Here is a 22,672-nt window from a genome sequence, read left to right as displayed (position 1 = left end):
AGAATACTTCTTGGCGGGAATACATCACATAATTACACTAGAAAAGAAGATAGCTTAGACGCTTTGAAGTACTATAAAGGTACGCAACAATTGTCACTTTTATAGGACTAAACATCACTTCTTATTCTTTGATTTTCCTAAGAGTGCTTTTCCGACAAGAGCTTTCTTCTTCTGCATTTCATCCTCTGATACTGCATTGTATTCTACTTTCACTCGATACCCTTTAATTCTTGTTTCTGTGGTTGCTTCTTTTGCTAACTCCAAGTCTAAATGAGCTATGAATTCATCAGGAGTACAAACTAGTATCTTGCCTTGGTCTTTCTTCTTAAACGATTTCTGTATTTGCGCTGCAATACTTTCAAGAGACTTTCTGCTTGAACTACAACTAATCACTAGGTCATACCCAATCTGCAAACACTTCTCTATATTATGTATCTCCCAAATAGCATTTGTAGTGCTGCATATTTCACAGGCGATACGTTTCTTGCCTTTCTCTATGTGTATATCAACTCTCTCCTGGCTGTCTTTTATTGGGTCTTCTAAACGGGCAATATACCCTCTGGCTTCTACTGCTTTTTTGATATAGTTCTGTATCTGTCTATGTTTTGTTTCTTCCTTGTGTTCAACTAACTTTTGCTTAGTAGTAGCTATCTTATCTTCTGTCACCTCTACTATCTGCGGTTCTTCTCTCTTTTGTGGTTCTTGTTGTATTGGTTTTACTATCTGCTCATGCTCAATATGAATATCTGATATGCTTTCTGACAAAAACTTCTCTATCTCTTCTCTTTCAGTTCCGTATCTCCCTTTTGAATAATCTATGACTGAGGTTGTAGTTTCTTTTGCCTGTGTTTGTGATGGACGTTCTAATAAAGACGTAGTAATATTAAAGTCATAATCTGGTCTTTCAACTCTTACAATTGCTTCTCCTGTATTGAGATTCTCTAAATCATTTGCTTCAAAGTAGGACATACCAGTGGCAAAGCGTTTAGCATCTGTATCTCCTAACCTGAAACATATCCGTGTACCTGCATTTGCTGTAATTGAGCTTGCCAACTCTGCATCATGTTTTACAAGTTGTTGCATGTCCTGATGTGCAAGTATTAATCCTAGGTGGTATTTTCTTGCTCCTGAGAGAATTTGAGACATTGATGGCGTTATGAAGTTTTGAAACTCATCAATGTATGCGTAAAAGTTGTTTCTAGATTCTTTATCCTTTACCTGTCGTGCCATTGCAGCTTGATAGAGCTTTGTGACAAAGAATGAGCCTAATAAGTAGCTGTTTTCATTGCCTATTAAGCCTTGCGATAGTTTTACTAATAGTATTTTGTTGGTATCAAGTATGCTCTCAAAATCCAGAGTGCTTTTCTGTGCGACCATATACCTAATTGGTTTAGGTCGTAAGAATGTATCTAGCCTTGTCAGGATTGAACCTATCGAACTTGATTTGAGTAATGGATATTCTTTCTGCCAGTAGTAGATAATATTGGGGTCAGTGACTGTTTTCAGGAATTGATTCCTAAATGGCTTTTCGATAAGAAACCTACGCAAGTCTGCAAGTGTCCCGCCTTTAGAGTTTTCAAGGAATGCCAGTATTGCATTTCCGAGAACACTATTCATTTGGTCACCCCAACTAGTGGATAGCCTCTTGAAAGTTGCCACCAGGTCAGATGATAGGATTTCTTTCTCAATGTCAGAATTAGCAGAGAGAATATTAAAACCTACTGCATAGCTGGTATCTGATGGATCAACTACTATGCAATCATTAATCCTATTCTCAGGAATGTGAGCAATAATGCTATCAACTAAATCTCCGTGTGGGTCAAGTACAGCAATACCGTTCCCGTTCTTAATATCCTGCACAATCATGGATTCAAGCAAAGTAGATTTACCTGTACCTGTTGCCCCTATTATGTGAGTATGTTGTAGCCTTAGTTTGTCATTTATAGTTACCACTTTAGATGTTCCGGCATGTTCATTTACACCAAGAGAAAGTGTATGTCCATCCGTAATGCTCGGTGCTGCTTTTGTCTTTCTATGTCCTGTATGTAGTTTCTTAGAAACAACTGATGGAGTTGGAAGATGTACGAGAGTCAGTAATTCTCTTGCATTGAGCAACATTCCCTGTCTGCGAGATTGCCTGTAAAAAATATCTTGAGCACGTTCATCAAGTGTATAGTCGGGATTAGTAAGTGGAATAAGAGAGTTGTACGGAGAATTATATATTCGAGCGAGCGATTTTTTACCAATATCAGATAACTGTAATGACCTTTGACCAGTTGTACTTACTGTCAACACTCTCATAGCTACAGCGAACAATGGGTGTTTTGTTTTTTCTTCAGCTAGCTTTAGCATTTCAGGTGCATCCATAAAAAATGCAGAACCATCATTGTCAGTTACTGCATTCATAATACTTCTCTGCCAGGGATTAACCGCACCTTGAAAAAGAACCTGTATAACTATATGTTCATCAGTTTGCAACTGTTCAAATATGGCAAAGAGTCCTACAAACTGATCTACTTTAAGATTATCGGTTGTTACGAGAGGCCGCATAAATTCCTGCTCCAATCCAAAATCTACGGCAGAAAAGAAACCTTTAACATCAACTACCCTGTCCATGCCATCCTCTCTGTGTAGGACTATTACTTCAGGAAAGTATGCTTGTATTTGGGTATATACATGAATAGCATCCGTTTCTCTACATACGAATTGGATAGTAATACTATCCATACTACCTATGATTTCAAAACTGACTGGATAGGTGGAGTAGGATAGAGAAACAAGGAGTTGCTCACATTCTGATAAATCAATCTTTAAGCCTTTGGGTACTGATACAGAATATGTAGTTACTGGCTCATCACATTGGAAGATAAACGGAGATACAAACTTATCTTCTACCTCTGTTTCCTTTGGTTTATCACTAGAGACAAGCCAGTTAAATAGCCGACCTAATAACTTAGGCTTTCTGCCATCATCTATGTAATTTGTCTGTGTTGGGTAATAGTGGTGAGTAAATGGAATAAAAGTCGGCTCTAACTCTATAGCAGCATCATATATATCCCATCCTCTCCCACGCCTCTCCCATGTGTAGAACTCATGTGTTGCGATATCTGATGCAGACGCACTCATTTCACTATTGAACGGATAGTTGCGTTAACATAGTCTCCTTATATTCCTGTTCAGTAAGATTTCTTGTGCCTTTTGCTGATGTCATATTCTCAATTGCTTCTTTTACGCATTGCTTGACTGTTTCTGAGAACATTCCATCAACATCTAGTTTATAGAATGTTTGAGTGTATATAGTGTTCCGCAGTACCCAACCTAGTATCGGGATTACTAGCCACATTTCTTTAAACCAATCTACGGGTTGTCCATACCACCAAGAGATAAAGAAACCAGTACCAAATGGTGCAGCACAAACAAGGAACATGCTGTCATCTCTTCGTATTCGCAGGTACACTCTATCTACATCATAAATGGTTGTTTGGTCGAACTTTATCTTTGAGATGCTAACGTCCGGCATTTCTTTAGAGTTCACTAACTCTTGAACGGATTTATAGAAATCATCAGAAGAAAACTTCAATCCATCAAATATGTGTTGCCAGCGTGATTGAACAAACGTGAACTTTTTTGATTTTCTAAAAAGGACTTGAACTGTAACGTAAACAGCTATACCCAGTAAGATATACATGGTCATGGCATCGCTTTTATATGTTAGAAAATATTATGCGATGTAAAGGTTAGAAGTATATATGACAAAATCAACGTGAAAAACACCCTATTTTTAAGTTGTCTTACTCAATAGAATGATTCTCCTTGTTTTGCTGGATTAATACGAATACAAACGTTCATATTTTTTGACAGACACTCTTTTTGTAACTTTCTTGTACTAGCTACTACATAAAAGTTACTGTTTGAGTTTTAAAAAATATAAGGAACTACCTGTTTTTACCTCAAAAAAGGAGAAATATGCTCTTTTGGTTGGGGCAGGAATTTCATTTAATTCAGGTATTCCGACTGTTAGTTATTTGATAGAAAGAATTGTCAATAGACTCCCATTTGATAAAAGAGATCGAGTACTTTTTTTAAATCAAAAATTTCCCTTTGAGTCATTTATCCAAGTTCTAAAATCGATAATTCCAATCGATGAATTTTTACGAGTTTTTACATTAGGCAGACCAAACCATACACATAAGTTTATCGCCAAACTAGCTAAACATAATCAACTGAGTCTTGTAATTACAACAAACTTTGACACATTACTTGAACAGGCTTTTGAAAGTGAGTCTGTATCTTATAAAAAGGAATATTCTACAGAACGGTTAGAAAAGGTTCGAATCAGCAACAAACTTGCGTTACTTAAAATTCATGGCTCAATTGAGGACATGGATAACTTGGGGGTAGTGTTAAAAAGAATTACCTCTAAAACAAACATTCAATCAGTTCAAAATGCTATTCACAAACTTTTTTTTCATAAAACTCATTCTAAAATAGTTATTCTTGGGTATAGCTGTTCGGATTTCTTTGATGTAGTCCCAGAATTAGAAAACTCATCTAAATCATCGAAGGAAATTTTATATGTGCAGGACAAAGAAATTTCAACTACAATTGAAAAACCCATTTCCTCAATTGATCCGTTTAGTAAACACAAAAATGGTAAGGTTATATACACCAAAACAGATTGGCTAATTAAACAAGCTTGGACAAGTTTTTTCGATGAGACTTTTCCTTACTCTGAATCACATTCTAAAAAATGGGAGTCAATAGTTGATAAATGGCTAGTTAAATGGGCATTGAGTAATGACAACATAAATGGTTTAATACTTTGTGGGAGACTCATGGTATTAGTAGGCTATTACGAGCTTGCACTAAAATATTATGATTCCGCTCTTAGTATTGCTATGGATAACTCAATTGTTGAAAAACTAGCTAAAATCAAATCATATATGGCGCAAGTGTACCGACACATAGGAGAATACAGTAGCGCAATAGATTGTTTTAATGATTCGCTTGAATATTGGAGAAAAATTAGCAGAGATAATTACGCTAAGGCACTAAGTGACATAGGGAGTACATATAGGCTGGCGCGGAATTATAAAATGGCTATAGACTACCAGAGAAAGGCAATAAGAATATTTAAAAAAACCCATAATACTCTTGAAGTAAAAAACTGTCTAATTATTATCGGCAATATATATTTAAACACAGAAAGGGATACTCTTGCATTAAAAAATTATCAAAAAGCGGAAGACCTATCTTCAAATATTTCAGACAAACAGAGCGAAGTAATTTTATTAAATAGTCTTGCGTCAGTTTGTATAAAGCTTGATAAGCTACCATTAGCATATAGTTATCTACAAAAAGCGTCAAAAATATCTTCCAAGCTTGGAGTACAAAGGATTGTCATCGCAGTTGAATCAAATTGGGGAAGTTACTACTATAAAAATGGTGACTATAGAAACGCTATAAAGAAGCATACAATTGCATATAAAATTGCATTGAAGACTGAAGACAAGTACCAGTTATTTCTGATACTAAAAAGCAGAATGTCCGCTTATGCAATGTCAGGATTATACAAAAAAGCCCTAATTGATGCTGATCTGTGTATTTCACTAGCAAAAGGTAAACCAGAACTCAAAAATGAATACGGTGACCTACAAAAGACAAAGAGAAAATTATCTAAGCTGGGGAAATAGTAAACGAGGCATTCTTGGTATTAGAAAATGAAATTGATTGTGCACTAAATGGAATAGATGTTGCACTATCAATCATAAGTTTTATATAGAAACAATATCTTGGCAGATTAATAAAATCCTCTATCTGAAATACAGGATAAAACTCTTTAGAAAGATACTCGGCATCAATTGCACCTACCCGAAATGATATTAGAGTCCCCACATTTCCGAATATAGCTATACGAATACGCTCATCTAATTGCTCAATATATTGATGACTTAGAAATAGAGATAGTCCGTATTTTCTTGATTCAGCTAAAATATCTGCAAATGAAAGGCTAATGAAATTGTGGCATTCATCTATGTATAAATAAAAAGGTTCACGGTTGTCCTCAGGCTGCGTTGCTCTATAGAGTGTAGCCAGTTGAATAGATGAAGTAAGTATTGAACCTATCAATGTAGATGTGTCTTCCCCAAGAATCCCCTTTGATAAATTGCAAATCAATATTTTCTTTTCATCCATTACCTTTTGAATTCTCAGGCCTTTAGACTTTTGTCCGAAGACAGTTCTCATTGGCACACTAGCTGAAAATGAACCAACTTTATTGAGTATAGGACTTATTACCTCATTTCTAAATTGAGGTGAATGTTTTTCAAACTCATCAATCCAAAAATTACGAATATGGCTCTCAGTTACATACTTGAGTGCCTCTGTTCTTAACTCTTTATTTGTCAGGAGAGGCTTAACATCTAGTAGAGTTGAATCCGGTACACAAAGAAGTGTAAGTAATGAATAACGTAGTATGTATTCCATCCTGGGCCCCCATGTGTCATACCATATCTTCTTAAACGCACTTATCAAACCACTAGCAACTAAATGATGATATTTAGGATGTATTGCCTTTAAGGGGTTAAACGATATGCCATTCTCTGTATCAGCAGGATTAAAGTAAACGAGGTCATTTTTTCTGTGTTCAGGAATATGGAATAGTAGCTCTTGAGCAACATCCCCGTGAGGGTCAATAACACATAGTCCATTACCTCTTTGAATATCAGATAATGCCATGTTTTTTAAAAGTGTTGATTTCCCAGTACCTGATTTACCGATGCAATAAATATGACGTAGTCGATCATTGTCTTTTATGCCAAACTTTTGATTAGTACTTCGATAATTAGTTATGCCGATTGGAGTAACAGAATCCATTCATTAAGCATAGACTGGCTAGCATTTTTTTACAGGGAGTAAAAAAAGACCAGTTAAGCAAAGAAGTTACTATTACATATAGTATCGTAGAGCTATAAACTTGAGACTTCAGAATACAAATTCACCAAGTGATGTACGGAAATGTCAATTAATGGTTCATACATAAAAGAGTTCAGGTGAATATTTTCAGGTGTCATTATTGCAACTTTATCAATTATTTTAATTTTTACATCGTCCTTTCCTGGTACTAGCTTATAGCGTTTAAATAGTTCTTGAGTTTGATTCGATTTTATCTCATCAATATTTAATCCAGGAATTTGAGCAATCATAAAATCTTCTGCCTTTAGTCTAATTGCTATTGATAAAACAATTTTATTTTCAATTGCAATTTCATTTATAGTTCTGTCAGCAATAATGGCATCTGCTGTATCATATATCAATTGAATGATTTTTTTGTCTCCTCCTTCAAATTCATCAAATTTGTTTTGGTGCTTCTTAAATCGTTCTCTCCAGATATGCAGTATGTCATCTATGGAGATTTCATCAGAGCCAGTCTTCCGATGGAGGCACATCGTCAATCTTTGATATTCATCAGAATCATCTCCTTCAGTGTATTCGATTATATTCCTTAGAAAAGGGATTAGGCTAACAAATACTTGTTGTTCCGCAATACGGTCTAGAAAATGGTTAAATAGGTCATTAATATAAGCTCCATTGCTTAAGGTAACGATTCCGTTATCGTCTCGAACAGCCATTAGAAAGGCACAGAAATCTCTTTCTCTGTGTAGATTAAGTCTTTTCGCTATTGTTCGGTAGAAGTCAAAGTTGTGTGTTAATATGATAATCTTAAAATTCTCTAACTCATGTAAATCTCTTATGTATTCGACTATCGCGTATTTGTTTTTATAATCAAAAGAGTCAGCTATGTCATCAAATATGATAAGAGTAGGATTTTCTGCGAGTTTTCTTGATTCAATTTCGAATAATATTTGTAGAATATAAAAGGCTCGTTTTTCTCCTCTACTTAAGACATTGTTAAACAGGTTTTCCTTTTCTTGCTTTACAGATGGTTGTTCTTTCCTGTCAGAATATTGGAAGTTTAGAATAGCCAAGTCTTGTTTTAATATCACATCTTGCTGGTTTGCAAGTTCAACTCTAAATGGAACATGAAACCTTGAGTTAAATTGTTCAACGAGTATTTTCCAAATTTCTTGTTCTTCTTTTGCCATATCAAGTAAGACTGACAAATCTTCTTTTTGAGAAACATAAAAATCATGCAGTGCCTTTGCATCGGCTAGTATTTCTGACAGATAACCAATCCATGCTTTTTTCTTGAACTCTTCATAATCCTTTAACTCAACAAGTAATAGATTATCCTGCTCTATCGCTTTTTGAAATACACGAAGTTCAGAATTTGACCCAATAGCCTTATCTACCTTGTCGAATACCTTTTTTAAATCTTGATTATCTACAATTTTCGCAATTTCTGTTTCTAATAAGCTTTTTAAGTCTTTGGCTGAAGCAACTTTGATATCCCCCTCTAAGTCAAGACTATGTCCAGCTTCAAAGAAAGAACCATCTTCAGTTGATTTTAATATTTGTCCTGCTTGATATGTGCCAAAGCTATTGTCTGATTTCTTAAAGAAAGACGATTTTGAAATTAGTGATTCATAATGCTCTACATAGGTATTTAGGTCATCTTGGTGTTTTGCTAAAAATTTTTGAACATTTCCTTTACTATCAAAGATGTCATTATATCTAAAAGAATATTTGGGTAAATCTGATTTTAGGCTAGGCATGACTCTGTCAAGAACATCAAAAAAAGTTTCGTTGCTTGTGGTTTTGAAAGTTGAGATTATTTCAGATTCACAGTCGTTACTTTTTGATACTAGTTTCAACTTCTTAATAAATTCAGCTTTCTGCTTGTCTAATTCTTCATATATTTTATCAAATCGTTCTTTTAATTCCTTACTTGCGAGAAATGAACTGATTTTGTTTGAGGCGTCATAATTTGTTACCTCCGGGTCAATAATTAATATGTTATCTTCCTCTCCCTTTTTATAGCCTACTCCATTGATTTTCATTTCATATTTTGAAACCCTATCGGTATAAATTTGGTCGCATGGAGTAGCTACTTTTTCATTTGTGAAATATCGTAGTGTCTTAGCAAGGGACGTTTTCATTGTCCCGTTAGGTGCATAAATTAGAAAAGTGTTTGTTTTATTAAAATCAAAGTCATGAGATAGTTTTCCTATCCCGTAGCAGTTTTCAAAGTTAATAGCAACAGTATTCATAGAGTATGATTATTATACATTTATTGTGATGAAATTAGGACATCCCTTATTAATACACAACCACAAAGTCTTGATCATTGCCTTGTTAAGCAATTTCTTCCTCCTACCACCGTAGCAAATATTTTATAGACTATATATAATGCCTAAGAATAGACAATTGAGAGATCTCTTTATAAAGTACATCTCCGATTGTAAATACATATCTAATCTTCGTCCGAGTACTATAAAAGGATATAGCGAAGTATTTTCCCTTTTTATTTCACTCATGCCAGAAGTTGTCAAAGCTAATGACCTTACTGAGGAAATGCTTGTATTGTTTTTCAAACGAATTCAAACTCGTCAACGTATTGTAGGTCACTGTACAAAAGAAGGTGTAAAAACTACGACTATACTTACTTATTGGAATAAATTAAGTGTATTCTTTAACTGGCTAGAGAGACGTGGATATTTAACAAGCAATCCGCTATCAAAAATTAGACAACCAAATAACCCAGAATTTACTCCCAAAGAACTATCTAAAGAAGCTATCCGAAAAATATATTCAGCAATTACTTTGTATTCACATAATGTACTTTTATTACGCAGAGATTTAGTTATGTTGAGCTTACTATTATTTTGTGGAATACGTAGAAGGGAGCTTCTATCTCTTGAATGTGGAGACATTGATTTAGATAAATTGCTTATTTCTATAAGAGGGCAAACATCTAAATCAAAGAGAATGCGTCATATACCAATACACCCAACGTTACAGATACAATTGAATGACTTTATAGAGATACGAAAAAAAAGTAAATACACAACCCAGTTTTTTATTGTTTCCGCTAATAGGGATCGTGGTTTAACTTCCCATGGTCTTAAACATTGGGTTGATTCACTTTCAAAAAAATCAGGGGTGAAATTTCATTTACACCAATTCCGTCACACATTTGCAACTTCACTTGCAAAGAAGAATGTAAACGCAGTTAAAATTCAGAAACTGCTGGGTCATAACAGCTTAGATATGACCTTGACATACTTGCGTGGAATACAAACACGCGATTTACAGAAGGATATATCGAAGTTGATGTATTAAATCATGCTTGAACCCATGACTTTGTAAATGGTATACTTACTGGGTCGGATTAGTTATAAGTTAATTAGAACTATCCTTACTTTTTACAAATTGGAGCTAAATGAGGTGGTCGTGCATATGAACTTGACTAACTCAGCAAATTTAAAGAGATGGGCTTGGTAATTAAGTGCATACACAGATTATGGCTTGAGACCGTAATTGCAAATGAGGCGCTCTACCAGCTAAGCTAAGGGCCCATAAAAAATACCCAGGCAGTGTAACGGATTTTCAAGATTTGTGCAAGGAAATGTGACCTCTCGTGACCGCACCAGAAACTGATGAGGTCGGGAGATATGTAATGAGTGGAGATAGTTAGAGATTGTATGGATATACACATATTGGCTGAGGAGTTTTTTGATTATGCAACAGCCATCAAAGGAAATACGAAAGCAACCATAAGAAGATATAGAGGAACAATAGAGTTATTTTCTCGTTTAACTGGAATAGGTCGAATATCAGAGGTAACCCAAGATAAGGTCTTCAACTTTTTCTATTTAGGGAGAATAGATCGTGATTGGTCTACTCGAACCTATCATACTTACCACGTTTCCCTACTAGTTTTTTTTAGGTGGTGCATGACAAGAGGATTTCTAAAAGTAAATCCAGTTGAGAGTATTGAAAAGCCAAAACTTGAAAAGAGACTCCCCAAGAAGTTAACACAACATACCGCACAGAGACTGTTAGATGTTATTTACAATTACCCATATGCCAAGAGGCATGGCAGTTTTATCCGTGCTCGCAACCATGCCATACTTGCTACCTTTCTGTATTCCGGGTTACGTCAGAAAGAACTTCTATCATTACACCTAACAGATGTAGACCTTGATAACTTCACGCTCTTTGTTCGCCAGGGCAAGGGCATGAAAGATAGGATGGTGCCTATAAGCTATCCTTTGGCTCAAAGCCTTAAAAGGTATCTTAGTGAGAGAAATAGTTTGAAAAAGACCTGTCCTGAGTTTTTTGCATCATCAAATAGAAATGTAGGGTTTACTCCTAATGGTCTGAAACACTTAATTCAGTTGATTAGAACTTCTTCAAGGGTTTATGTAACCCCGCACATGCTCAGGCACACATTTGCAACACTTATGCTTGAGGGAGGTTGTGACATATACAGCTTGTCAAAAATGATGGGTCATAGTGACATTAAGACAACTACAATTTATTTATCTGCAAGCGCAGAACATTTACGATCACAGATACAGAAACATCCACTTAACGTAATATAGTTTCCACAAAAAAATACTTTAGATAATCTATAACTCATATAAAATATGATGAGTAGTGTTTTACTCCGTTCCCCATCCGCAATTCACTGCGGTTTTTCTTTTGCTTATTAAAGCAATTTTTACCGACTACCCGATTCTTTATCAATTAAGTACGTTACCACTATGGCTTCCACTAAAAAAAGAATCCCAAACAGGTTGTGGAGATATCGAAAACTTGCCGGCTACACACAAAAAGAAGTAGCCGCAATTTTGGGTATCCACGACACTGCAATGATTTCAAGATGGGAGCGAGGTATAACCATGCCAAGCGGTGAGTATCTTATCAAGTTGTCGAAACTCTATAAAACTTTGATTGATGAGCTTTATTATGAGCTTGGAAAAGAATATGAAAAGGAGCTCACTAAGATTATTAATAGGAAAAGAGCTAATGGGCCATAAGTTATTCAGTCACGTGCGTAATACGTTTTATTAAATAAACGTATAGCGTAACGCAACAAGTTTTCAACACTATTAGCCTAATTCTCCTATTACTATTATGCATCTTACTCAACAACAAGAAAAATTAGCTTTAGAAATCGCTCATACACTTGATGATATGGACTCTCTTCAATCTCACCGAAAAATGGTAACCATGTATTCTGAAGAGTACCTAAGAAACAAGTTAATGAAAGCTCTGGCGATTCCTGCTCACAAAATCAGGAAGTCCAGAGGCGCACTATACACCTCACTAGTTCAAGGATATGGTAACCGTAGGGATTAGTCCTGGTACAAGATTTACTGGAATAGTTGTACTCAGTGACAGAAGATTAATTAAATGGCAACTAATGTCCTTTCCCAAAAAGTGGTCGGCAGAAAAACTTGATTCTATTATCAATGCAATACAAAAATGGATTGATAACAACCAAGCAACAAGTGTAGTCATCAAGATACCTGACGACCTACCAGTATCAAATCCGTACATACAATTAGTCGGAGCAATAAATGTCCTTTGTGAACAAAGAGATATACAGCCGATATACAAGACCTTATCTGAAATTAAAGAGTGCTACTGTAACACAAAAGATGTAAACAAAGCAGAACTCGCAAAACAACTACTTAATTTCTACCCAGAGTTGGAACCATACATTGAAAAAAAGAGTTGCACAAACAAGTTGCACTATGAAAAATTGTTTGAAGCAACGGCATGTGCATATTGCATACAGAATGGGGCTTGAAGCCTCATTTTGTTTTTCTCAAACAGTTGCCGAATTAGGCAAAAACATACACCTGTGTTCTCTTTTATTATTCATTTAGGCTAGACATAAGCAATCATTTTCTTTCACAAAAAAATATTATGTATGTCTACACAAACTAAATCTCGAAGAGATGTTTATGCCATCATCACTGACAAGATCATTGAACAATTAAACACGGGTACTGCTCCGTGGAGAAAACCTTGGGTTGGTGCTGGAATACCTACCAATCTCATTTCAAAACGACCATACAGAGGGATAAATACTATGCTCCTTTCTATGCTTGGTTATGAGAACAACTACTTTCTAACTTCAAAACAACTAAACGAAATTGGAGGTGCAATCAAACCTGATGAGAAGCCCCACTTAGTTGTTTTCTGGAATTTCCCAGAAATAGAAGTAGAGGAAGATGACCAGAATACGAACAAAAAGAAGCCGATGTTACGATATTATACTGTCTTTAATATCGGTCAATGTGACGGAATACCCGAATCATATGTACCCAAAATAGATCGTGAAGTAACATCTAATGTTGCTTGTAAGGTATTAGTGAATAATATTCCGAACTGCCCACGTATTCAGCATAAAGAACAACGGGCATACTATAACCCTCTCAAGGACTTTATTAATATGCCCAAACAAGCAAGTTTCAATACTGATGATTCCTATTACTCTACGCTATTCCATGAGCTAGTACACAGCACAGGGCATTCTAGTAGGTGTAATAGGAAAGACCTTATCCAAATGTCTGAGTTTGGCGTTACTCATTACTCACATGAAGAGTTAGTAGCCGAAATAGGTTCATGCTTCCTGCAATCCCATGTAGGGATAGTTGATGAATTTGAGCAAAGTGCTGCGTATATCGGCGGTTGGCTTGAAGTACTGAAGAATGACAGACGCTTCATCTTTTCTGCCAGTAGTGCAGCGCAAAAGGCAGTAGATTATATTTTAGGAGATTCAGACGATAATAATAAAGGCGACATGGGTTAAATGTGTTCACATGGCCTGGTATTTATATACCGGGCTTTTTTATTTGACTGGTTTCTGAGGAACTATATCCCAAATATCACACTCTAAGATCTGCGCAATGCGGTTTACATGAGCCATATTGTACTTTTTATCATACTTCCCGCTTTCAACCTTTGCTATAAAGCTATTAGACTGTTCAAGTTCAAAGGCAAGCTGTGCTTGTGAAATCCCTTTCTCAAGTCGCTTCTCTCGTACTTTATCTATTATATATTTATCAATGTTTGTTAACACATTACGCCTTTGAGACGGTAATGTATAAATGCACACAAAAATTAACACTTCCCCATAGGGAAGTAATGACTTATTTTATATAAGTTTGTATAGAACAAAATTCAATAAATGAAAAGGATATACATAATTGGACTCTTTGCTTTTACTATTAGCCTTTCTGCCTGCAAAAAGGATTGGTATTGCCTCTGTTCATACGAAGCACCATATTTCGGCAAACAATCACTTGGAGGTGAAGAGTATAAAAAGACCGCAAAAGATGAAGCAGAAAGAAAATGCAAAGAAAAAGAAGAGAGCATCAAGAATGCTCACTTGCCTGGGCCACAAAATACAGTCTGCGTTATTGAACAACAATAAAAACTAAAACATGAAAATTAGTCAATTAACAATTCTACTAGTACTTACTATAGTTTCTCTTTCTTCCTGTAAAAAGGATTGGGTTTGTACATGCACATTTGGTTCTACTGGAATTGAAACACAACAGCTTTCAGATGCTAAAAGAAAAACTGCTAAAAATGCTTGTAGCGATATGGAATCTGAACTAGTCCTTAGAGGGTTAGAAAACGTGAATTGTAAAATCAGTACTAAGTAAACGCGAGCCAGACAACCGAATACACGAACCAAAGTGAGTAAATGAGGTGCGAGCACCAATGACTGGGGTGGACAGTTAAACATTACAAATGTGTGTCCACACAGTGTAAGTTGTTAGCGTGGCATGTAAATAAGGGCTGGTATGAGCAGCTAACAACTGAAACGCAGGCATTGGTAGCGCAGGCGAGCACAAACGACAGACAGAGAATGGACAGGAAACTAATTCTACATTGTAGTGAGCCGGTAGGCTGTGAATGAATAAATGGTTTCCTGGACATAAGAGCTGTCATGAATGAGAACACGTAAATGCAAGAATTATGACAAACGTTCCTTGAACTCTGTGAAAGGCACTGTAAGTCTTTGAAAAAGTATTACAGTGGTTTGGCGAAATAATTGCTTACTTGTTGGAATGAATACCTTTTTACCTGCATTAGACAAATAATTTATATTTTGAGCTTAGAACATTCACCATAAATAAGCTCAGATGTTTAAAAAGCCGTTTCTAGCATCATGTAGTGATCGCGCAAAATTACCCAAGGAAAATACTGTAACAGGAACACCTGAAAACTGGTTTAATAATAACCTCTTATTAGAACATTCATTATTTGGAGTTTCTTTTGATTTTTTTATTAATTGGCAGACTGGAATGCTCACACCCGTTGCCTGGGTTAAAAGACTACTTACAATTTCGCCAGATGAATTAATAGACAATGGGAATCCTAAATCAGAAGATATTTTTAATGAGCTTATCCGCTTTGAGGGTAAAGAAAACCTAGTCTTATTTTGTAAATTCTGTGAACATAAAAATATTCAACTGCAATATATTTTGTACAATGACTCTAATTGGAGTAGCGCAGGAAACAAGTTATTTATTGTTAGTATTAACCTAAAGGACACTGTACTTAATTATAATATTGAAGTTATCACGCTTACTGACTTACAAAACAAAATTAGAGAATATTCTGGTGGGCCAGTAACAATAGGAAGAAAAGGTCTCATGTATGGAACATCCCTACTTGAATGCCTCTTGTCAAAAACAGACAGTCTATACCCAGGCGACGTAGATATTGTAATATTTAATACAGAGAGCCTAGCTGTCGAAAATGTAATTGAATTTAAAAAACATAATTTATCTACCCCAATAGAAAATCAGAAACTATCAAACTATTACCCTAGCCCAGATGGAAGAAAATATAATAGATTAGCAATCCTTAATAATTTTATTGGGCCAGCAAAAAAGTTCATCTGCTTATATTACCCAACTGGAGAAAGAGAACACGGGAAACTAGAATCAATTGAAACGACTTCAGCCGGACTAGTTACTGGTAAGAGTTTAGTAATTAGACTACCTGAGTTGGATAATGTCGATACTTACAAAGAATTTATTAGAAATGTAATTAATTTCTAGAATCGAACTAATCATTTACTGCAAATCGTATCGAGTATAATGTAGTTAGCGCTTGATATAGGGGTTCCCAGTAATCCTCTAAATTATATTCACGTAAGAGAGTTTGTTCAAACAAAACTCTATCAGGGTTATTAAGTTCATCAAGTAATGGGAGTCTATTGCGATTAGTTAATGGTCTGAAAGATTCTACAACTCTTTGTTTTGCATCTTCGTCTATAAGGTCAGGATCAAGAATCTTAAAGCTACTTTTAAATCGAACAGAATTTAAATCAAGCGCACCCATTCCTCTGCCAAATCCTAAAGCTTCAATGAAAAACATACTAAATGTGCTATTTAGTAATGCGTGAAAAAAGTCTAATTCTAGCTCAGAATAATCTTCTCTTTTTATTAGGGGAATAACTCGTTGGTCAACAAATGATCTTTCAGCTAATCGAGCAATAAACAATGACCTATCATAATTGATATTTGCTACGAAGTCAGCAAGAGTATCGGTTTTCATTTCATACCATTGGTGATTGGCACGTCTAAGTGATATTGGTAACGGTTCTCCAGTATTATTGTTTTGATTTTCAAAACTTCTAATCCATGCAATAGCTCCGTTGTGATTTAAATCCTCTAGCTCTTCTATTGTTTTTGAACATGAAAATGCAATCTTATTTGGTATTGCAGTCAATGATGTAGTGCTTCGTAGATTTTTAAGTACTGGCTTAATATATTCATTCTCTATTCCGTGTTGTGCATTAGGATAAAACATTGCATTCCAGCCTCTTCTTTCTCCTCTTCCTATTGAAAAATAATCTGTAACTGGCTTAAGTCTATCCTGAATCTCTAAAATCCAATTTAAGTCAGCAAAATGTGAGTTCCAGGGCAAGCCTAAATCAATAAATGAAGCAATTTGTTCAGAAGAATATTCTTGAACTACAACGATATCATCGCTAGCATTTAAGATTATTGGATTAAGAATATCATTAGTATCAGTATTACTATCAATGTCAACCTTTAGAGTACAAAACTTTGTATTTATATTGTTCTCTTGATTAGGGCTTTTCTTGTTTAGTATTAGTATTGATGCAACGACTGCAGCATTCTTAAACCATATCCCTCTACCACTAACAATTACAGCTTCAACATCATAAAACTTGCGCAGGAGCTTAATAAAGGTTTCGCCATATAACGTCCCAAGCCAAGCATTTGACAATATAAGTCCTACTTTACCATTATCACTTAGTATCTTATGTAGGTAAAACGGGATGTATGCGTAAAGATCGCTTTTGCCAGACAATTCAACATTTTCTCCAGTCTGTTCTATAATCCATTCGTTGATTGATTTAACATTAGGATTTAGGACTTTTAAATCTTCCTGTTGGACAAATGGTAGGTTTGAAACTATGTAATTAAATTGGGGTAACTCCAGCTCTACTATAGAGCCATCCCCTGGATTAATGAAACTGATTTGTCTTCCTATTTCTAAATCTGTTACATCTTCTCTAAAAATCCGTAATATTTGTCCATAGTTTGCTGGACGAGATAATAGCAAGGTTGCTAATTGTAATGGGAAAGCATACTTATCTGATGCCCACGTTGTTGCGATGGAATCTTGATCGTTTAAATTGTATTGTAGTTTTAGCTTGTACGCTTGATTAATAATCGTACCTGTACCACAACAGGGGTCTAATACAAAGCCTGAGACATCATCAACTGTCAGTTTAGCTAATATTTCAGCTAATTTTTCAGGTGTTGAAAATTGACCAGCAGTACGTCTGGCAGTTCTTAATATAGAGGTTTGTAATAACTCTTGTAGTACCGTTACATCAATACTCTCAAGGTTAATATCTTTAAGGAAGTCATTTATTTGTACAAGTTGCCCCCAAGCTTCAGTAGAAATATATTCTTGTCCAAGATGCCTGCTAAAAATATTCCAAAAGTTACAAGTTGACGATATTCGTTCAAATAAATCAATTCCTTCAGTTACAGAAGTGCCAAATTCAATCGCCTCAACTTGTCTTGCATCATTAAAGTTTCTTTTTAAGATATTAGCAAATAAAAATTTCACTACCCAGTTTGTTAAAACAACTTTAGATAGTGTGAGATATTTGTCCCTTGCATCATTGTAATCGGCCTTAGCAGCTCTCCACCAATAATCAACTTCTGCTCTGAAGTTTCTACTACTTCTTTCTGCAGTCTTCAGTTCTTCAGCAGTACCATTACTATTCTCTAATATTACTTCTGTTATTGCAGAAAAAGAGAGGTTTTCTACAAGACGTTTACGAGCAATTGTTCCATTAGAGAAGAGATCGTTTAAATCATGAAGAATATTTTCAAGTAAATCTTTCCATGCCTGATTATGCTCTGTAACATCTTGCCTTGTTCTAATAACATTACCCTCAATGTTCCAGGTTGTATGCTCAACGTACTCATCTCCATCAAGTAAATACAACTTAGCTGTACTCACATTCCATAATAGAAAGCTATTTAATGATAGTAGTCTTGCCTTCTTACTAGCATTACGTATAAATTCATCGTCATTAATTGAAGTGTCAGGCATTTTAAGTTCCCAACCTTGTAATATGCCTGATTTAGCTGTGTCAGAAAATAATAAAACATCAGGGAACAAACTATTGGCAGCGCCTCTTAGAGTGTTTTCACCTCCGGCAGCTTTTATTGTAATGTTTTTGTTTCTTAGGAAAAGATTTATTTCACTAATAAGGTCGATTCCCCAGCTTCTTTCATTGATGTTAATTCTTGGTGACATATTATTTTTTATAGGTAGTTCAGGATAGTTTTTAATCGCAAAGCATCATATGACTTATCGAATAAACCGTTTTCAAGTGGTGTGTCTTTAATGACTTTTCTATAAAGTTCTGTTCTGACTTTTTTGGCAATTTCTTGTTCATGTTCTGTATCAAGGATAGAGTCAATTTTTTCTTTCACTAAACTTTTGCGAGCCTCAATAATCCTCTTTTTGCAAACCTTGATTAAATCAATCTTTTTCTTTTTGAATAATAGAGGCGCTTCGTTTTTCTCAATCCCAATAAATCTTCTATTCTCTAACACTGCTGATACGAGAAAACTCCCACTTCCACATGCATTGTCTAGTACAACATCACCTGGGTTAGTAAAAGTTCTAATTAAGTATCTTCCTAGCTCAATTGGTTTCTGAGTAGGGTGTACAACCTCCCCTTCCGATTCAGCAGTTTTTACATAAACAAAATCGTCTTCATAAAATAAAACATCATTAGGATATCGTTCACCGTTACTCTTTACATGTCTAGGTTTAAAATCGCCATAACTTCCAGAATATTGGTCTTTTCTAACCCCTTTATCGTAGGCAGCGCCTTGAGTCATTTGAGGGTTATAGGTTGGTTGTTTCTTATAGAAAATGCAGATGTCCTCATGTTTTCGTAGTGGTTGTTTCTTTGCATTTAGGAAGTTTGTTGGCTTTGATTTAATCCAAACAATCTTGTATTTAAATATTTTCTCATTACTCAAGATTAATTTTGCAGTAAATGGCCCTTGTCCAGTTAATGCAATACAACCATTATCTTTAATTATTCTCTCATACTCTTTCCATAATAAATCTAGTGGTATAACACTATCCCAATTGTTTTGAGTAGTACCATAAGGCAAATCACATAAAATCATATTGATTGATTTTGATGGGATTTTTTTCATTACGTCTAAGCAGTCCCCTTCAATTACACTATCTAAATATGGTTTCAAATCTTTCATTTACTATTATATTAGGAAAATATCAATGCTAATATTTGGATAAAAATATAACCTTATTTACTCAGAAGTGATAGGTTAGATATAAAAAGATACCAACACCGTGTCAATACTGAAGCTATGCCTTTATATTAGCACATTTACGGTGTCGGAAAGGATCACCTTAATCACTGTGCTTTTGTAGATACTTTTTACGGTAAAAATCTAACTCTTTATAACTTTGAGTATCAGAATCATATATTTTCCAATAAATCCAACCATTCAGACTTTTGCCCTCAACCGCTCTTGCGGCCCCGCTTGGAAACGGGAAAATGCGTGTTACGCCTTTTATTTCGATTTGAATGTCTCCATTAGATTGTATTGTTCCTTCTATATTCGATGAATTTGAGAACACTTTAGTACCATCACAAATAATACCCTTCTCTAAAAGGTCTTTTATCGTAATACCAGGCACACCTATTGTTACCATATTGCACTGTTCTTGTTTAGCTCACTATAAAATTACTGCATATATTTTAAACGTAGATTATCACGAGTTTTGGGAGTCTTCAGAAATAAATTTTTTCACTTTATCACGAGTAATTTGATCAATGCTGTACTTATCAAGTAAAAAGTCAGTAATTCCTTCAGCACGTTGTTTCTTTAGTTCATCAATTACAAGTTTTGTAAATATTTCGTTCTCTATTTGAGCTAGTTCTTGAGGAGACATTTTTTTTGATTTAGTTACCTTCTAATAATCTTTAGACAACAGTTAACTTCTATTATCTTTAGAAGAATAAAGATACGAGTAGACATTACAATTGCGATATTAGATGAAATGCGCAATTGAATCAAATATTCAATAATAAAACTATTCAAAATGATTGCAAATAACGCATTCAATAGGATTAAGATTCGAGAATATCTTGACTCCGTAGGTGAAGATGATTTTATTGATGAAGTAGTAATCCCACTTTTCAGTAAGAATGGTTATATATTATTTCGCAGAAATACCCATGGACCAGGTGAGCATGGTAAAGACCTCATATTTTATAGGCATGTAAAACTTTTCTATGATAACGAATACATAGCAGTCCAGGCTAAAGCACAGCAAGTACGAGCAACAAATGTTACAGAATTCGCTAACCAATTAGTTAGAGCATTTAAAGTTCCTTTCCCCGGAGGTAAAGGTAAGTCAGGACTGTTCCCTAACTACGTATACTTTATTAATTCTCAAGGTCACACAAGTGATGCCAATTTTGAATTCCCCTATTTGGCAGATATGAAGGATAACATAAAGATTATAGATGGAAGTTTAGTTATTGAATTAATGATAGAGTTTGATATTATACCAACCCCATTAAGAGATACGGTTGAAGAATATGAACAAGTTGCTTCAGATGATTATGATGAAGAGGTTCGGAATACTATCCTTACAAACGATAATAATCAGATAAATAAACTCTTAGATTACCAATTGAAAATAACTACTTCTACTCTTTCAGATAAAACAAAAGGGTTGATAATTAATTACATCTTTGATAAATGGGAAAACGATAGGTCGTGGGAAGGAACAGTTAAGCCAATGAAGTGGTTAAGCCGGTACTTTGACTATATTCAACCTAACCAATATGATAAACTTTTTCTAGTTTATCAGGAGTACCTTAGTACATACCCATCACGTGCTGCGGAAGCTGACACTTATGAAATAATAAGGAGTATTGAGCCTAAACATACTGCTGCTTTTCAGGATGAATTTATGAAAAAAGTAGTCGAAGAGATACGAAACAATGGTGCAAGCAAATATCCCGAATTAATTAAAAAGTATACGGAGTTCGTTAATTCTGATTCATTTGATGAAAAAGACAACGACATTAAAAATGAAATACAAAATTATCTTGATATAAGAGAAGAAATAAGAAATACTAAAGATGAAAATACCCTTGTTGAACTTCGAAATAAGTTACAAGAAAGCAGTAATGAGCTCTACTATTATTTATACCCCGAGGAAAGAGAATAGACAAAAAGCCAATTTTTGACGTATCATTCTATATCAACTTTAATAGATCATCTAACTTACTTGATTGAGGTAGATTATTACCGTGCTCCCAAGAGGCTAAAGTTCTTTCATTAATTTTTAGTTTCGCTGCAAGAGTTTTTATACTCAATCCGTTTTTGATTCTATATTGATAGACTCTACAACCCAGAGAAGCCGCACTAGTTGAATGCGGGTTGTAACCTAAAAATTCTATGATTTTAGGATAATGTCTGATTTGTGGCTCACTTCTTTTATTCTCCCAATAGGTAACAGAATCCTCTGATACTCCAATTATCTCTGCAACGTCTTTTTGGAACAAGCCTAAATACTTGCGTCTTACTTTAATATGATCGCCTAAATGATTAGATTTACAGATAACCAACTGATTTTCAATTGAAATCTTGTTTTGCCAAAAGCCCAACGCAACTATGTCCTTGTGGTTACTTCAATCATCCTGAGAAAGAATGTACTTGTTCTGCACAGATGGTACAGCGATATCTGAACAAGGTATCAGGCCCTTTGTTAGACAGGATAGACCTGCATGTGGAGGTAACTCCCGTTTCATTCAACGAACTATCATCTTCAAAAACTTCTGAACAGAGCGACTCAGTTCGAGGACGTGTCATAAAAGCGCGTGAGATACAATCAAGGCGTTTTGAAAGCAACGAAGGCATACACAGCAACGCGCAGATGAGCAGCAAGTTATTGAAGGAGATATGTGTTATCAATCCTGTAGGTCAAACATTACTGAAAACAGCTATGGACAGGCTTAACTTGTCTGCCCGTGCTTACGACAGGATACTCAAAGTATCGCGCACTATTGCAGACCTCGAAGGCAGCGAGGAAATAAAGCCGGAACACCTTGCCGAGGCTATACAGTACCGCAGCCTGGACAGGGAAGGATGGGGTGGCTGACAATAGTTTCATTATCTTT

The 22,672-nt window shown here is 35.2% G+C and carries 19 protein-coding genes and 1 pseudogene; 10 read left to right on the top strand and 10 right to left on the bottom strand.

Features of this window, described 5'->3' with window-relative positions; genetic code table 11:
* Positions 1–114: 114 nt before the first annotated feature.
* Positions 115–3,126 carry an ATP-binding protein gene (locus tag H6550_01005; protein ID MCB9044692.1) on the bottom strand — a complete coding sequence of 1,004 codons (3,012 nt, stop codon included), beginning with the start codon at positions 3,124–3,126 and terminating at the stop codon, positions 115–117.
* 4 nt (positions 3,127–3,130) lie between these two features.
* Positions 3,131–3,694 carry a hypothetical protein gene (locus H6550_01000; GenBank protein ID MCB9044691.1) on the bottom strand — a complete coding sequence of 188 codons (564 nt, stop codon included), beginning with the start codon at positions 3,692–3,694 and terminating at the stop codon, positions 3,131–3,133.
* A 217-nt stretch (positions 3,695–3,911) separates the two neighbouring features.
* On the opposite strand from H6550_01000, the gene H6550_00995 reads away from it, so the two are divergent.
* Complete coding sequence (locus H6550_00995) at positions 3,912–5,693, top strand: tetratricopeptide repeat protein (protein ID MCB9044690.1); 1,782 nt, start codon at positions 3,912–3,914, stop codon at positions 5,691–5,693.
* Here the strand turns inward: H6550_00995 and H6550_00990 are convergent.
* On the bottom strand, positions 5,677–6,876 hold the full coding sequence (locus tag H6550_00990; protein ID MCB9044689.1) for a type IV secretion system DNA-binding domain-containing protein: 1,200 nt from the start codon (positions 6,874–6,876) through the stop codon (positions 5,677–5,679). The two genes, H6550_00995 and H6550_00990, sit on opposite strands and share 17 nt — an antisense overlap.
* Before the next feature lie 92 nt (positions 6,877–6,968).
* A complete protein-coding gene (locus tag H6550_00985; GenBank protein ID MCB9044688.1) occupies positions 6,969–9,170 on the bottom strand; it encodes a hypothetical protein in 2,202 nt (733 codons plus the stop codon).
* 265 nt (positions 9,171–9,435) lie between these two features.
* Between H6550_00985 and H6550_00980 the strand changes: the two genes are divergently transcribed.
* The 5 genes from H6550_00980 to H6550_00960 all read left to right on the top strand — a co-directional run bounded on the left by H6550_00980 (position 9,436) and on the right by H6550_00960 (position 13,729).
* The gene (locus H6550_00980) at positions 9,436–10,242 is read left to right on the top strand and encodes a site-specific integrase (GenBank protein MCB9044687.1); all 807 of its coding nucleotides are present in this window, start codon (positions 9,436–9,438) and stop codon (positions 10,240–10,242) included.
* Positions 10,243–10,604: 362 nt separating this feature from the next.
* Positions 10,605–11,507: a tyrosine-type recombinase/integrase gene (locus H6550_00975; protein MCB9044686.1), complete on the top strand. Its 903-nt coding sequence runs from the start codon at positions 10,605–10,607 to the stop codon at positions 11,505–11,507.
* Positions 11,508–11,669: 162 nt separating this feature from the next.
* The gene (locus H6550_00970) at positions 11,670–11,945 is read left to right on the top strand and encodes a helix-turn-helix transcriptional regulator (protein ID MCB9044685.1); all 276 of its coding nucleotides are present in this window, start codon (positions 11,670–11,672) and stop codon (positions 11,943–11,945) included.
* 302 nt (positions 11,946–12,247) lie between these two features.
* Positions 12,248–12,721 (top strand): hypothetical protein, encoded by a 474-nt coding sequence (locus tag H6550_00965; GenBank protein ID MCB9044684.1) that lies wholly within the window; start codon positions 12,248–12,250, stop codon positions 12,719–12,721.
* A gap of 123 nt (positions 12,722–12,844) precedes the next feature.
* Positions 12,845–13,729 carry a DUF1738 domain-containing protein gene (locus tag H6550_00960; GenBank protein ID MCB9044683.1) on the top strand — a complete coding sequence of 295 codons (885 nt, stop codon included), beginning with the start codon at positions 12,845–12,847 and terminating at the stop codon, positions 13,727–13,729.
* A 39-nt stretch (positions 13,730–13,768) separates the two neighbouring features.
* Here H6550_00960 and H6550_00955 read toward each other — a convergent pair whose 3' ends face one another.
* On the bottom strand, positions 13,769–13,999 hold the full coding sequence (locus tag H6550_00955; GenBank protein MCB9044682.1) for a helix-turn-helix transcriptional regulator: 231 nt from the start codon (positions 13,997–13,999) through the stop codon (positions 13,769–13,771).
* A gap of 108 nt (positions 14,000–14,107) precedes the next feature.
* On the opposite strand from H6550_00955, the gene H6550_00950 reads away from it, so the two are divergent.
* Positions 14,108–14,353: a hypothetical protein gene (locus tag H6550_00950; GenBank protein ID MCB9044681.1), complete on the top strand. Its 246-nt coding sequence runs from the start codon at positions 14,108–14,110 to the stop codon at positions 14,351–14,353.
* A 718-nt stretch (positions 14,354–15,071) separates the two neighbouring features.
* Positions 15,072–15,995 carry a hypothetical protein gene (locus tag H6550_00945; protein MCB9044680.1) on the top strand — a complete coding sequence of 308 codons (924 nt, stop codon included), beginning with the start codon at positions 15,072–15,074 and terminating at the stop codon, positions 15,993–15,995.
* Positions 15,996–16,002: 7 nt separating this feature from the next.
* Here the strand turns inward: H6550_00945 and H6550_00940 are convergent, their stop codons facing one another.
* The 4 genes from H6550_00940 to H6550_00925 form a co-directional block, all read right to left on the bottom strand.
* Positions 16,003–18,747: an SAM-dependent DNA methyltransferase gene (locus tag H6550_00940; GenBank protein ID MCB9044679.1), complete on the bottom strand. Its 2,745-nt coding sequence runs from the start codon at positions 18,745–18,747 to the stop codon at positions 16,003–16,005.
* 8 nt (positions 18,748–18,755) lie between these two features.
* On the bottom strand, positions 18,756–19,724 hold the full coding sequence (locus H6550_00935) for a site-specific DNA-methyltransferase (protein MCB9044678.1): 969 nt from the start codon (positions 19,722–19,724) through the stop codon (positions 18,756–18,758).
* Positions 19,725–19,884: 160 nt separating this feature from the next.
* The gene (locus H6550_00930; protein ID MCB9044677.1) at positions 19,885–20,190 is read right to left on the bottom strand and encodes a hypothetical protein; all 306 of its coding nucleotides are present in this window, start codon (positions 20,188–20,190) and stop codon (positions 19,885–19,887) included.
* A 60-nt stretch (positions 20,191–20,250) separates the two neighbouring features.
* On the bottom strand, positions 20,251–20,430 hold the full coding sequence (locus H6550_00925; GenBank protein MCB9044676.1) for a hypothetical protein: 180 nt from the start codon (positions 20,428–20,430) through the stop codon (positions 20,251–20,253).
* A 150-nt stretch (positions 20,431–20,580) separates the two neighbouring features.
* On the opposite strand from H6550_00925, the gene H6550_00920 reads away from it, so the two are divergent.
* Positions 20,581–21,720 carry a hypothetical protein gene (locus H6550_00920; GenBank protein MCB9044675.1) on the top strand — a complete coding sequence of 380 codons (1,140 nt, stop codon included), beginning with the start codon at positions 20,581–20,583 and terminating at the stop codon, positions 21,718–21,720.
* A 28-nt stretch (positions 21,721–21,748) separates the two neighbouring features.
* Here the strand turns inward: H6550_00920 and H6550_00915 are convergent, their stop codons facing one another.
* The gene (locus H6550_00915) at positions 21,749–22,120 is read right to left on the bottom strand and encodes a transcriptional regulator (GenBank protein ID MCB9044674.1); all 372 of its coding nucleotides are present in this window, start codon (positions 22,118–22,120) and stop codon (positions 21,749–21,751) included.
* A 47-nt stretch (positions 22,121–22,167) separates the two neighbouring features.
* On the opposite strand from H6550_00915, the pseudogene H6550_00910 reads away from it, so the two are divergent.
* Positions 22,168–22,653, top strand: a pseudogene (locus H6550_00910) (ATP-binding protein).
* Positions 22,654–22,672: the final 19 nt, after the last annotated feature.

This window comes from Chitinophagales bacterium (assembly GCA_020636495.1).
In the GTDB taxonomy this organism is placed as follows: Bacteria; Bacteroidota; Bacteroidia; order Chitinophagales; family Chitinophagaceae; genus UBA5543.
This window is presented reverse-complemented; position numbering and strand designations above follow the sequence as displayed.